The sequence below is a fragment of the Bacillus sp. FSL H8-0516 genome, from assembly GCF_038635285.1.
Classification (GTDB): domain Bacteria; phylum Bacillota; class Bacilli; order Bacillales; family Bacillaceae; genus Bacillus; species Bacillus safensis.
The window spans coordinates 490,806-504,635 of sequence record NZ_CP152051.1 but is presented as its reverse complement, the minus strand read 5'-3'; the positions used below and the strand labels follow the sequence as shown (position 1 = coordinate 504,635).

The 13,830-nt window shown below is 41.3% G+C and carries 13 protein-coding genes and 1 pseudogene; 5 read left to right on the top strand and 9 right to left on the bottom strand.

Features of this window, described 5'->3' with window-relative positions:
- Positions 1-86: 86 nt before the first annotated feature.
- Positions 87-770, bottom strand: a complete 684-nt coding sequence (locus MHB67_RS02405; protein ID WP_341319916.1) for a response regulator — start codon at positions 768-770, stop codon at positions 87-89.
- A complete protein-coding gene (locus MHB67_RS02400; RefSeq protein ID WP_342492919.1) occupies positions 767-2,371 on the bottom strand; it encodes a sensor histidine kinase in 1,605 nt (534 codons plus the stop codon). Before MHB67_RS02400 ends, MHB67_RS02405 begins: the two co-directional genes overlap by 4 nt.
- Positions 2,372-2,453: 82 nt before the next feature.
- Here MHB67_RS02400 and MHB67_RS02395 point away from each other — a divergent pair, with 82 nt between their 5' ends.
- The gene (locus MHB67_RS02395) at positions 2,454-3,551 is read left to right on the top strand and encodes a DctP family TRAP transporter solute-binding subunit (RefSeq protein WP_133744979.1); all 1,098 of its coding nucleotides are present in this window, start codon (positions 2,454-2,456) and stop codon (positions 3,549-3,551) included.
- Positions 3,552-3,576: 25 nt separating this feature from the next.
- On the opposite strand, the gene MHB67_RS02390 is transcribed toward MHB67_RS02395, so the two are convergent.
- Positions 3,577-4,407 (bottom strand): EcsC family protein, encoded by an 831-nt coding sequence (locus tag MHB67_RS02390; RefSeq protein WP_073203922.1) that lies wholly within the window; start codon positions 4,405-4,407, stop codon positions 3,577-3,579.
- A gap of 156 nt (positions 4,408-4,563) precedes the next feature.
- Between MHB67_RS02390 and MHB67_RS02385 the strand changes: the two genes are divergently transcribed.
- The 4 genes from MHB67_RS02385 (at position 4,564) to MHB67_RS02370 (ending at position 7,327) form a co-directional block, all read left to right on the top strand.
- Positions 4,564-4,824 (top strand): GlsB/YeaQ/YmgE family stress response membrane protein, encoded by a 261-nt coding sequence (locus MHB67_RS02385; RefSeq protein WP_003214275.1) that lies wholly within the window; start codon positions 4,564-4,566, stop codon positions 4,822-4,824.
- A 222-nt stretch (positions 4,825-5,046) separates the two neighbouring features.
- On the top strand, positions 5,047-6,324 hold the full coding sequence (locus MHB67_RS02380; RefSeq protein ID WP_122631451.1) for an Nramp family divalent metal transporter: 1,278 nt from the start codon (positions 5,047-5,049) through the stop codon (positions 6,322-6,324).
- Positions 6,325-6,395: 71 nt separating this feature from the next.
- On the top strand, positions 6,396-6,965 hold the full coding sequence (locus MHB67_RS02375) for a GNAT family protein (protein WP_024427358.1): 570 nt from the start codon (positions 6,396-6,398) through the stop codon (positions 6,963-6,965).
- 98 nt (positions 6,966-7,063) lie between these two features.
- Complete coding sequence (locus tag MHB67_RS02370) at positions 7,064-7,327, top strand: hypothetical protein (RefSeq protein WP_008346966.1); 264 nt, start codon at positions 7,064-7,066, stop codon at positions 7,325-7,327.
- Positions 7,328-7,367: 40 nt separating this feature from the next.
- On the opposite strand, the gene MHB67_RS02365 is transcribed toward MHB67_RS02370, so the two are convergent.
- The 6 genes and pseudogenes from MHB67_RS02365 to MHB67_RS02340 form a co-directional block, all read right to left on the bottom strand.
- Complete coding sequence (locus MHB67_RS02365) at positions 7,368-7,592, bottom strand: hypothetical protein (RefSeq protein WP_073203917.1); 225 nt, start codon at positions 7,590-7,592, stop codon at positions 7,368-7,370.
- A 352-nt stretch (positions 7,593-7,944) separates the two neighbouring features.
- A complete protein-coding gene (locus tag MHB67_RS02360; protein ID WP_342492762.1) occupies positions 7,945-8,421 on the bottom strand; it encodes a DUF2247 family protein in 477 nt (158 codons plus the stop codon).
- Positions 8,422-8,425: 4 nt separating this feature from the next.
- A pseudogene (locus MHB67_RS02355) lies at positions 8,426-9,388 on the bottom strand (pre-toxin TG domain-containing protein); the annotation flags it as partial.
- 563 nt (positions 9,389-9,951) lie between these two features.
- Positions 9,952-10,269 carry a hypothetical protein gene (locus MHB67_RS02350; protein ID WP_025093598.1) on the bottom strand — a complete coding sequence of 106 codons (318 nt, stop codon included), beginning with the start codon at positions 10,267-10,269 and terminating at the stop codon, positions 9,952-9,954.
- Between the two features lie 21 nt (positions 10,270-10,290).
- Entirely contained in the window at positions 10,291-11,883 is a 1,593-nt protein-coding gene (locus MHB67_RS02345) for a T7SS effector LXG polymorphic toxin (RefSeq protein WP_342492918.1), read from the bottom strand.
- A gap of 192 nt (positions 11,884-12,075) precedes the next feature.
- Positions 12,076-13,797, bottom strand: coding sequence for a pyruvate oxidase (locus tag MHB67_RS02340; RefSeq protein WP_024425577.1), 1,722 nt, complete (start codon positions 13,795-13,797; stop codon positions 12,076-12,078).
- Positions 13,798-13,830: the final 33 nt, after the last annotated feature.

The following is a 13,830-nucleotide window of genomic DNA, read 5'->3' as shown; positions in this document are numbered from 1 at the left end:
AACTATTATCTGTAGATAAATGATAGCGATTTCATCAAAGGCTGTGAAGCTTATGGACATATCGTACATTTTGGTCTTTTTGGTCTTTAGTCAGAATGTACGATATATTTATTCACAGGCCGTCCTACCCCGCCATATTGCATATCTAATTTCAGCTCGCCTTCTTTAACGAGAAAGTCTAAATAGCGGCGTGCCGTGACGCGGGCAATGCCAAGTGCATTGGCGACTTCTTCTGCAGACTGCGCGCCTTCCTGCAAGCCCATATACGCTTTAATTTCGTTCATCGTATGCACATTCAGCCCTTTAGGAAGCCAAGTATCTTCCTGCTTAACAGCAGGCTTTCGTATGATATCATCGAGCATCTCTTGAGAAAATTCTGCTGCTGTTCGAATTTTTGATTTAAACGCCTTATAGCTTTCAAGTGATTCTTTCATTCGTTCAAATTTGAATGGTTTAATAATATAATCCCGCGCACCATTTTGAAGCATGATGCCGATGGTCTCTTTGTCCTTCGCTGCTGAAATGACAATTACGTCCACTTTCATCTTCTGTTTTCTGATGTCTTGCAGCGTTTTGACGCCATCCTTTTTTGGCATATATACATCAAGTACCACGAGGTCTGGACGAATCTCTTTGATCAGCTGGATGCCCTGCTCCCCATTTCCAGCGACAGCTGCGACTTGAAAGCCAGGGACACTCATAATGAACTCTTTATTCACTTCTTGCACCATTGGGTCATCTTCAATTAACAGCACCTTAATCTGAGTCATCTGTCTCTCTCCTCTATGGTCATTGGGAATTCGATTGAGAAGGTGGTACCAATACCGATGCTTGATGTGACCTCTACATTTCCCATCCCTTTGTCGATAATCGTTTTTACAATGTACAGGCCATAGCCTGTTCCGCCCTCTTTGCCATGTGTGAAGCCTTTATCGAAAATAGAAGGAATCATTTCTTCTTCGATCCCGGAGCCATTGTCTTCAATTAAAATCGCGAGGACATCCTCCGTTTGATCGATACTAATGGAAATGACTTTTGTGTCTCTTTCTACAGTATCATACGAAGCAAAGGCGTTCTCAATGAGATTTCCGAGCAGCTTTGTCATATCATGCTGATCAAGCCGTTCAGGGAAATCACGCAGACAGCTATGTTCATCTACTTCGACCATGATGCCAAGCTCCTTGCCTCTTCTGATTTTGCTCATCAATAACCCTGCGACAGCATTATGCTCTATGACGCGATGAAGAAAGTCCGTCACATGTTCCTGCTCCTCTGTTGTTTGAAAGGCTAGATCGAGCGCCTGATCGGCTTTACCGAGCTGAATCAGCCCGGCAATCGTATGAAGCTTATTCATATGTTCATGGTTTTGCACCCGCAAACCGTCCACAAAGTTCTTAACCCCTGTGAGCTCCTCCGCCAATTTCGCTGCTTCTGTCCGGTCTTGAAAAATGGCGACCGCTCCGATGATCTTCTTTTTCATGACTATCGGAATCCGGCTGCTCATGATCCGCTTTCCGCTCATATGGATTTCTTCATTGTAGACAGGTTCTGCGCGATCAATAATCTCAGGAAGTCTCGTATCAGACAGCACACCCCAAATATTCCGGCCCACGACATCACCTGTTACGCCAAAAATCTGCTTCGCCTTCTCATTAAAAATGGTGATCATGTGCTGATTATCAATGGCGATGACCCCTTCATTAATAGAGTGAAAGGTTGCAGTGCGTTCCTCTAGCATTCTGACAATCTCATGCGGCTCCAGCTTAAACATTTGCTGTTTAATATGACGGGCGAGCAAAAATGAACCCACAAGCCCAAAGCTGAGCGTCAGCAGGAGAATCATAAGGATATCCTGCTTCATTTCTCCTAATATATCTGCCATACTTGGCAGAGTTCTTCCTACAAGCACAACCCCTGTTTGATTAAATTGATCATCCTTGACTGGATAAAAAGCTCTGATGGCTGTTCCAAGCTCTCCCTCTGCTTCTGAGAAATAAATATGCTCTGCAAAAGCCGGCTCTTCATCAGTTCCTTCTGAGCGCTGGCCAATCCTCGTTTTCACTGGATGCGTTAATCTCACATGATCCATATCCATCACGACAATATAGTCAGCGTCTTGAATAATCCGAATCTCTTCGATTGCATGCTGTAATTGATCACGATCCTTTGTCTGATCAGCTAACGCCTGCTTCACCTCATTCATCTCAGCCACGGTTCTCGCCGTGTTCATGAGTCTTTTTCGAAGCTCCCGTTCCTCTGTTTGCTGAATTCCCCCAACAAGGATAATCCCTCCGATTAAAAGGGCGAAAATGACAACGAAATATGTGAGGATGGTAAGCTTCCATCTAATAGATAATTGTTGTAATTTCAATCGATTTCTCATCATTTTTTCACCTGTATCTTTACGGATTCTTCCTCTGTCAAGTATGCTTGACATAAGGGGGATCTGACGCATGAAGAATTTACTCGCTTATACACTATTGCTCATGATCGGTTTTGTAACCGCTTTATACTTTGGTTTTTATCATATGATGCCAAAATCAGCGACAACCTTTGATGATGAACAGACTGGACTGAAGGACCAGCTTGTGTTCAAATTCAGCCATGTCGTGGCAGACAATACACCTAAAGGACTTGCCGCAAAGAAATTTGCTGAGCTCGTGCACGAAAAATCCGATGGAAAGATCAGCATTCAAATTTTCTCCAACGGAAGCCTTTATTCTGATATTGAAGAAATAAATGCACTCAAAGAGAATCAAGTTCAATTTATTGCTCCGTCTACCTCGAAGCTCGGCATGCTGTCCCCTGAGTGGCTGGCACTTGATCTTCCCTTTGCTTTTTCAAATTACAATGCGGTTCAAGAAGGCCTGCAAGGTGCAATTGGACAAAGGTTGTTTGGCACGCTGCAAAAAGATGGGTTAAAGGGAATGGCTTATTGGACAAATGGCTTTAAGCAAATTACCTCTAATAAAGGGCCCATCAAACAGCCGGCTGATTTAAAAAACCAGTCTCTCCGCATTATGCAAAGCGACATGATTGAAAAACAATTCAAACTTCTTGGCGCAAAGCCCTATCAGGAATCATTTAATTCAACGTTTCAGCTATTAGAATCAAAAAAAGTAGACGGTGAAGAAAATACCATTTCAAATATTTATTCAAAAAAATTCTATCATATACAAGACTATATGACGATCAGCAATCACGGGTATTTAGGCTATGTGGTCTTAACAGATCAATCCTTCTTTGACCGCCAGACACCCGAAACGAAACGGATTTTACTTGAGGCCATGGAAGAAACTACGGCTTGGAATGAAAAGCATGCAGAACAGATGAACAAAGATCAGCTGGAGGACATTAAACGTGAATCGCCGATTGCCATTCATGAATTGACGCCAGCTGAAAGACAAAAATGGATGAAAGCCCTGGATCCTTTGTATGATGAAGCCGAAAAAACGATCGGCTCCACCCTCATCAAACAGATCCGCGAACTGCGTGCACGTTATGAACACTCACCTATTCATGCTTTTCAGGAAGAGGATGAGAGCAAATAAAAAATCCCTTTGATATGGGATTTTTTTATGCGCCGGACTCACTCTGTTCTTGCTGCGTGAGCTCTTCTAATCTTGTTAAAATTCTTCGCTTTCGGTATTGCATCATGCCGGTTTCGGCAATTCCTTTTAATTGTGAGCGGTTCGAAACGGCACCAAACAAAATCCCAGCGATGGGAACAAGCTGAAATAGTTTCTTCCAGCCGAACGAATCCCGGTAATTATAGACGACCTCACGCCACCCTTGGATTTGGGAAATCATGTTTTCATGCTTCCCTTCGGATGCATGATAGCTTTTGAGTTCTTTTAGAATCGATTTCTTTCCAACGACATCCGCAGAGTTCAGCTGCAAGCATTTAATGATGAAGACCCGCTCCTCTTTGTTTTTAGGATCATAGCCATAGGTGACGGCAATATCCTGTAATGTTTTCAGAGAGAGGCCCAGGACCGCAGGAATATCAGCAGCTAGCGTAAACATTCCGCCGACACCAGTTGTCGCCCCTTGCACAGTCGCGAGATTCGTTCTGTTTTTCCCCATATGTTCACTAATGGCATCCATCATTTCGATTGGGGCCTTTCCAATATCCTCTATGCGCTGAATGGATTCGCCCTCACACTTCTTTTGAAATTGATGAATGATGCCTTTTTCCGATGTCAAATAGGCACCGCCAGATTGAATGTAATGACCCATTTCATCAAGTAGCACACCGATTTTTTTCTGAATAAAAGCAGGCGTCAGCTTGTCCAGCATTTGAAATGGAAGGCGGCTGAGTTTCTCCCAAAACCATACCTTTTGCTGGTCTTTCTCCCACTTTTCGATCTCCTTTAATTGTGCTTTTAGCCATTCTCTTTCCTCCATGCCATATGCCTCCTTAGATGCCGCTGAAGTATTTGTCTGTTATTATACACAATCCTTGTCCATCATACGTATAGAACATTGAAGCGGTTCCGAAAGGTTTTAATCTTTTTCAAAACGGTTATTGCTTAATAAACAAACAAAAGAGGAGTGATCAACATGTTAGGATTTCTAATTTCATTAGTTGTGGCGATTGTCATTGGTCTCATTGGGAGTGCACTCGCTGGAGGTAGTGTACCAGGAGGATGGATCGGTTCAATGATTGCAGGACTTGCAGGTGCTTGGATTGGTCATGGATTGCTTGGAACGTGGGGTCCTAGTCTGGCAGGCTTTGCGATCATTCCAGCGATCTTAGGAGCAGCCATCTTTGTCATTATTTTAAGCCTGATCTTCCGCAGCGTGGGATCAAGGGTATCTTAAAAAAACAAATAAAAGAGGAAGCAGTAGGGACACCGTCTAAGGGACGGTGTTTTTTATGTTGCGCGTTGACAAGGTATCTATTTTTTTCACTTACATATGATAAACAAACCTATTAGTTCAGATAGTTGACTTTTCATGAAGATGGGCATATGATGATTAAAAATTGCATGAAGGAAACTTTTTGTGCCCAAGCAAAACTTTGTAGAATCTAGGTGATGACATATGACAAACAAATACATCGAGGCACAGGCACACATGTCAGCGGCAGCTGAGCGTGCACTTGAAGGTAAGGTCAAAGGATTTAGAAGGCTTCTTCCTTTTCTAGGCCCTGCTTTTATCGCAGCCATTGCATATATTGATCCAGGGAATTTTGCCACCAACATTGCGGCTGGCTCTAAATATGGATATCTTCTCTTATGGGTCATTCTCATATCAAATCTCATGGCGCTGCTCATCCAATCCTTATCCGCAAAGCTTGGAATAGCGACAGGGAAAAACTTACCTGAAATCGCACGTGAAGAGTTTCCAAAACCCGTCTCCATCGGTTTATGGATTCAGGGAGAACTCGTTATTATTGCCACAGATTTAGCTGAGTTTATTGGAGCGGCACTTGGTTTATACTTGCTCTTTCGGATTCCTTTGCTTGAAGCATCTATTATTGCAGCCATCGGATCATTTGCGATTTTAGAATTGCAAAGACGTGGATATCGAGCATTAGAAGCCGGCATCACCGGCATGCTGTTCGTTGTCGTGATCGCTTTCGCTGTGCAAACCTTTGTCGCCAAGCCTGATATAGGAAGTGTCGCAGGCGGGCTTTTCATTCCAAAATTTGAAGGCACAGATAGTGTACTGCTTGCAGCTGGAATTTTAGGTGCCACTGTGATGCCGCACGCGATCTATTTACATTCAGCATTAACCCAAAGAAGAGTCGTCGGCAGAACGGAAAAGGAGAAAAAACAGATTTTCCGCTTTGAGTTTTTAGATATCCTCATTGCGATGCTAGTCGCTGGAGCCATCAATGCCAGTATGTTGATTGTGGCAGCCGCTCTATTTTATAAAAATGGTCTCTTTGTTGAAGATCTGGATGTTGCGTTCCAGCATTTTAGCACACTCGCAGGTCCTGTATCAGCTATCTTATTTGGTGTAGGCCTGCTTGTAGCCGGACTATCCAGCTCTTCTGTCGGTACATTGTCAGGCGATATCATTATGCAGGGTTTTATTCAATACCGCATTCCACTGTATGTCCGCCGGCTGATTACTATTATTCCCCCTATTGTGATCATTGCATCTGGGGTGAATCCGACATCCGCACTTGTGATGAGTCAGGTGGTCTTATCCTTTGGTATTGCCTTTGCTTTAATTCCGCTCATTTTATTTACAAGTAAAAAACGAATTATGGGCGAATTAACGAATGCCCGCTGGGTAACAGGAATATCTTGGGTGATAGCAGCTCTTGTTGTCGCACTCAATCTCTTTTTAATTGTGGATACATTTATGTAAAAGACAGTAGTGATGCTGTCTTTTTCTTTTCATATGGTTATGGTAAAATTCCCCTGAGAGGATGTGGGCACATGTTTTTTTATCAAGATCAAGAGATATCCATGCGGCTGCTTGAGCCAAGAGACGCACGAAGTCTATATTTGCTCATTCAGCGGTCAAGAGAGCATTTACGTGAATGGATGCTTTGGGTGGATTCAACGAAAACAGAAGAAGACAGCATGGCGTTCATTCAAGGCGCAATGCAGCAAGCCATGCAGAACAACGGTTTTCAAGCGGGCATCTGGTCACATGGAGAACTTGTCGGGATCATCGGCACCCACCAAATTCATTGGATCGACAGAACTGTTTCAATTGGCTATTGGCTCGGAGAAGGCTATCAAGGAAAAGGCATTATGACAAAAGCGTGCAAAGCAGTCATTCATTATTTATTTGAAGATTGTGGACTGCACCGCATTGAAATCAGGGCTGCTGTCGATAACCTGAAGAGCAGACGCATCGCAGAGCGATTATCCTTTTCGCTTGAAGGCATTTTGAGACAATGTGAATGGCTGGGCGACCGCTTTACGGATCATTGTGTATACGCCCTTTTGCAGCCTGAATATATGAAAGAAAAAACGCATTCTATGAATCAGCCCACGTAATTGTGTCGATTGCATGAATTATTTTACAAAGTGAAGCTTTGTAGTATCGATTGCGATCAGCATCTGATAAAATAGAAGGAAAAATCGAGGTATGAAGTATGTCTCTTATTATTTTATTTTACTTATGGATTGTCCCATTATTATTTGGCATTTTCTTCTCATTCTTAACAAAGAAAGCCACATACAAACGCCGCTTTGTCCCATCATATAGCATGGCAGGACTCAGCATCGTTTTTCTTATTCTGGCACTTGTCTTTTCAGCCAGTCATTTTCTATTCATTTGCGGTATGTTCCTATTTGCCACCACCCTTGTCGGCACAGGCATCCCTTTATTTTTAGCCTTTACAAAAACACCATCATAAACAAAAACCACCTTTTCGCAATGGAAAGGTGGTTTCTTTTTTATTGATTTGGCATTCTGTAAGTCGCGGTGGCATCTTGATTGGCTTCAATTGTTTTCACAATGTCTTCAAGGATCTCTGCTGCACGATCGTTTGAGTCATACTTACCGAGCGTCTTGACCCAAGTATCGCTTCCTGCGATCATCCCTTCAATCTTTTTGCCGGCTACTGTGATTTCGTGGACATGAACGAAACTTTGCTGGTTTTGTGTGAAAATCCATAGCATGGTTTTAGCTCCTTTTTATTGGTTTATTTTAACACATTAATTTCTGACGGGAATGGAATGGCTTGTGCAGGTAAAAATCAAGGTGACTGTTTCATTCAGGTTTGTTGTATTTTTTAGCATCTTTTTAATTTATCGTCTATCATAATCGTAATTCCTTCTACGAGTTCACCAGTATTTTCATTTTCAAACTTCTCAGACAGGATGCTTATTTTATGGTCACTCATTGTTTTCTCCTCAATTGCTTTCGAGATCTAACAAATCTACTTTATTTTTTATCATACCAATCTCTTTACCAGCAAAGAATGAAAGAAAACGATGGACCATTAGTCCATCGTTCTATTAAACTCTCTAGTTATAAAATCAATTCCTTTTCATCTTCTAAAAACTCTTCTACAAGTTCTTTAATTGTATTTTGTGAATCGTGAGGGTAATAAAATGCGTCTGAAACTTTTCTAAAAAAATCATACATATTTTCGGGTGTATTAAAGATTGAAAAAATATTTTCAATTTCTTCAAATATGTTTTCATCAGTTGAATTAGTATAAACTTCTTTCATAGTGCTATATAGCCACTTATGATACTCTCTCTTCATGTCTTCCGATGATTTGTCAGAGACTATGCTTTCAAGTATATGATCTACTTTAACTTCTTCTTGTTCCCAAGCTAATTCAAGGATTAATTCATTGTTAGCATTAGGGTTGTTTTCTAGATATTTAACAGCATAGTTTGTTACTTCTAATGCCGAAATTAAATTAAACTGTCTACCAACAAACAGTGTAGACCAGTTACAATCAAAACCATTTTTCGTGATTATATCCGTTTTATACAATTTTCTATTTCCCCCATTGATTTATTTTTCCTGTAACTTTGCCACCAGGTATAAAAGTTCTATGGGTTACTGTATTCGTTGTTGGATCTACCACCCATTCAAACACGCCATTCCTTATTTCTTTCGACTGTAACATTTCTGGGGCGTTGTTCTTTACTTTTACATATTTGGTTTCGTACTTAACCACCGAGCCCTCTATTTGATACAACGAATCCATATGGCCTTTTCTATTTGGTAAATCAAATCTCTTAGAATGAACTGCGTAGTTGTCAATTATATCATTAAAGCTATGATAAAAATCATCTTTTAAAGCACTACCTACTCGTGGATTATCTAAAACTGGATGCTTAAGTTCTCTCGTACTCCTAATCCCCATCTTCCCATGAAACCCTTTAGCCCCAAACGGCAAAAGCATTCCAAGAGCCGCATTCATACTCGCTTCCTGCTGTTCTTTTGAGATCTTGTTTCCAAACATGTCTCGGCCTGTAATTGCTTCGCTGAAGCCGTTGGTGGCGGTGAGTCCATATAAACCTTTTTGCGATGTTTTCAGGGCGTCAAAGGATTTTTGTGATGTCTTATAGATGTCAACTGCCCTGACTGCGGCTGATGTGGCTTGGGTCGTTTTATAGACAGCCTTCCCGCCTTTGAAAATGCGGCCTGCCCAACCCACGATAGGGATGTAACCGGCTGCTGCCATGCCACCTGCCGCGACTCGCTGTCCTGCGGTGAGTTCTTCCCCTGTGATTGGATCAACGCCTGTTGCGGCACGTTTTGCATCGTTAACACCAGTCAGTTCATTGACGATGTTTCCACCATAATCGAGCGCTTTTTCATACCAAGGGCGGTTGGCGAGTGCTTCTTGTTCCTTTGCGATTTCGCGGGCTTCTTCTTGTTCTTTTTTGATTTTCAGATATTCAGAAGTTTGTTTTTCAATATCGCTTTTTGCCTTGTAGATTTCGCTATTTTGATCAAGCTGCAATGCTTTTCGATTGCTTTATTGTCTCTTTCGAAACAGAACACTGTTAGCTGAATAAACACCACCTTACGCTATTCGCTTAAATAGATTTTGAAATGATGACTACACTCCGAGAGGATGCCAATTACAGTCAATCATCAATTGAAATGAAAAACTGTCCTCGATACGGCTGCCGCAGACCAGCTGCTATTCAGGCTCAGAATGTCCCTCTCGTATAGCCACATTCCTCAACACTTTTGTTCCGTATCCAGATACGCCATTGATAAGGGAGAGGCGCGTCTCCAAGGGGACACCAACCAAGGCACTTAGAGTGCTCAATACGTTCGTTTTGCTTGTCTCTATCATACGATGAACCACTCAGGAAAAAGATTCCCATTTTAACGGTTTTTCTCGGTATGAAAGCCAATAAACACAAAAACCTTGAAAGGCATATAGCCAGTCAAGGTATGATAACAATAACATTATATTTAGAAGTATCAACTACTTCACCTACTGATTTATCTGAGAGAATATCATAATTGTTTTATATTTCTTTCTAATATAATAAGGCTATTTTAAAGTAACTCCACTCCAACTTGTTTATAAAATTTAACTTTTAGCTTCTCTTCTTCGCCCACGTTCATTACCATAGCATTGTCATCTTTTTTTATACTTGTTACATTATTAAAATCACCTGTAAATACTATAGAATCATTAAATGTAATACTTAGACTACTCGTTTGCTTATATACATCTAAAGTTAAAATCACCTTGAAATTTTGGTCATCTTTGTAAGTATAGATTAATTCTCCATCATCTATATTGCCTGTTATACTCACCGGCTCACTTTGAAAAAGTTCTAATAGATCATATTCATCATACTTGATAAACATTCGTATTCATCCTTTTATTAATTATTTCGGTATAACTGTGATAACATCGCCAGCTTCATTTATAATTACTTTGACATCCATTGTTTCATGAACAAACGTTCCGCTTCTATTACCAGGTATCTTTTTCGTATTCATTATAGCGTCTTCAATAACTGAAGGTGGAATATTTCTTGGATCAACATATTTTTTGATGAAATCACTAAATTCTTTTGTTTGTGGTTTAAATCCTAATTCTTCAGCTTTTTTAATTGCTCTACTTGTTAAAGTAGCTTGTACTTCAGGAATATCAGGTGCCATTCTTTCCAAAGCATGCTGAGAATACTTTCTTCCATTTATTTCTCCTCCACCTTTTGACATATTCCAACCAATTTCACCCGTACCCTTAATCCCCATTTTACCATGAAACCCTTTCGCTCCAAACGGCAAAAGCATTCCAAGCGCCGCGTTCATACTTGCTTCCTGCTGTTCTTTTGAGATCTTGTTTCCAAACATGTCTCGGCCTGTGATCGCTTCGCTGAAGCCGTTGGTGGCGGTGAGACCATATAAACCTTTTTGAGATGTTTTTAAGGCGTCAAAGGATTTTTGTGTTGTCTTGTAAATGTCGACTGCCCTGACTGCGGCTGATGTGGCTTGGGTGGTTTTATAGACAGCTTTTCCGCCTTTGAAAATGCGGCCTGCCCAGCCGACGATTGGGATGTAGCCTGCTGCTGCCATGCCGCCTGCCGCGACTCGCTGGCCTGCAGTGAGTTCCTCGCCTGTGATTGGATCAACGCCTGTTGCGGCACGTTTTGCATCGTTCACACCTGTTAGTTCATTCACGATGTTTCCACCATAATCGAGGGCTTTTTCATACCAAGGGCGGTTGGCGAGGGCTTCTTGTTCCTTTGCGATCTTGCGGGCTTCTTCTTGTTCTTTTTTGATTTTCAGATATTCAGAAGTTTGTTTTTCAATATCGCTTTTTGCCTTGTAGATTTCGCTATTTTGATACGCTTTCTTGTCAAAATTCATAGGCGAAATCGCTTTTCCGTCATTTGTCGCATTCATCATTTCAGCGTACAATGCCATTGTAGCTTGCTGTTCCGTCTCTGACAAAGCATATTCATCTTTTAAATTTTGATCAAGCTCTCTTAGTTCTTTGACCGTCTTTTTTCGTTCATCTTCCGCATCTTCTATTTTTTCATCAAAGGTTTGGCTATCAAATACCTCTAGGGAAATGAGGTCATCAATGTCTTGAAAAATGGTTTTGAGTGCCTTTTTTTGATCCTTTACAATGCTTTTGGCGTTTTTGATGCCCATATGTACTGCGTTGTCTAAAAAGTGTTCCTCTATAAAAGTATCGCCGCCAAAGCTCGTATCATCCAGTGTCCCAGAAACACCTTCATGAAAGGCTTTTTGCTTATCAATGAAGCTGATAAACATGTCTACATTTCTGGCGAGCTCTTTATAAAAGCTTTTAATGTTATCTGCACCTTTCCCAGTGAAATCATCACCGAGATTGGCAACACCTTGTAATGCCTTTTTTAAATCTACCATTTGTTCGCGGAGTTCCTGATAGTGTTTTGCCCTTGTGTCCATGGCACTTGTTAGTGCTTTTGCATCAAGTATCTTGCCCAGAAGAATTCACTCCCTCCATTATTGATCATAAAGTCTATTTTACCTTTCTCAGCGAATTGGAAAAATAGGCTTTAAGTTACAAAAATAATTTCCATATATTTTTAGAGGAAATAAAACAAGTGATAATTGAAATATTTTTTCTTTCATTACAAAAAAGTCAGTCCTCTTTTGAGAGGACCGACTACATTTTGTTTAGAAAAAGCGTTTTAAACTTTTCTTGAGTGGAGGGATATCCAGCTCGCCTTTTTCAAAGAATTTTTTCAGTAAGTACTTACTAAAACCAGCTGCTTGTGTGTACGTAATTTTCCCAGGTAACGGCGGTTCATTGGTGACAGCAACATCAATAATGACGGGTTTATCTGATTGAAGGGCTGTATCAAAGGCTGGAGCTAGTTCTTCATGTGATGACACGGAGATTCCTTTGCCGCCACATGCTTCTGCGAACTTAGCAAAATCAATATCTTCCAGCTCTATACCATAATTGATGTTTCCTTTTACCTGTTGTTCATATTCAATCATTCCAAGGTTGTTGTTGTTTAAGATCACAACAACGATCGGCAGTTTATATTTTACCGCTGTCACAAAGTCTTGCATGACCATTGTGAAGCCACCATCGCCGCAGACAGCAACCGCTTGACGATTCGGTTCATTTAACTTAGCAGAAATCGCTCCAGGCAAACCACAGCCCATTGTGGCAAGCCAGCTGGAGATGATGAAATCCTGCTGTTTCATTTCGAAATGGCGGGCCATCCATACGGTTACATTTCCTACATCAACAGAAAGAATGGCGTCGTCTTCAACTGCTTCTTCTAGTCTAGCAATGACTTGCTGCGGTTTAAGTGGTGATGTGGCAACGGATTTTTCCTTATCCATTTCTTCTCGCCATTTCATCATATGCTCTGTACAAGCTTCAAGGAAACCACGCTGCTCTTTATATTCAATGTAGGAGGTCAGTTCCTGCAAACCACTCTTGCTGTCACTCACGATTCCTACGTCTACTGGATATCTTTTACCGATTTGATCTGGTTTAATATCCAGTTGAATGGCAGGTGTGTCCTCTGGTAAGTAGTCTCTATATGGAAAGGAAGTTCCAAGCATAATTAAGAGATCACACTCTTCCATCGCTTCATAAGCTGGCTTCGTTCCAATTTGACCTAGGTTTCCTAAAAAGTATGGATGCCTGTCTGGCACAACCCCTTTTGCAGGAAGTGTGATGACGATAGGTGCAGCAGCCTTTTCTGCAAATAAAAGAAGCTCTTCTTTTGCATTTCGTAATCCTTTACCTGCTAAGATGACTGGCTTCTTCGCATTGTTAATTAGCTGTGCTGCCTTTAGCAGTTGATCTTTCTTTGGCCGTACCTCTCCCTCAACATAAAGAGGAGATGTATAAACTGGCTTACGCTTAATTTTTTGAGAAAATAAGTCATCTGATACGGTGAGAACAGCCACCCCTTTATGGGTATAAGCTGCTTTAATGGCTTGATTCAATAAATCAGGCAGAGCTTCTGCTGTTTGTACCTGCTGATTAAAGACAGCGACGTCGTCAAACATCCGCTCTAATTTGATTTCTTGAAATGTGTCTCTTCCTACTTCATTCGACGCAACCTGCCCTGCAATTGCTAAAACGGGTGCGCCATCTGCTTTTGCATCGTATAGTCCATTTAATAAGTGAACAGCACCCGGTCCAGCGATGGATAAGCAGACACCGAGCTTACCTGTTAGTTTGGCATCAGCCGCCGCTGAGAGTGCCGCCACTTCTTCATGTCTCGTTTGTATAAATTGTATTTGGCTTGATTCATGCCTAAGCTCTTCAATCAATTCGTTTATGCTGTCGCCGGGCATTCCATAAATATGTTTTACGCCCCACTCTTCCAGTAGCGCTGTTACTTCTTTTCCTGCGGTTCTTTGCGGCATGTGAGAAAACTCCTTTTTTCTTACTCCATACCA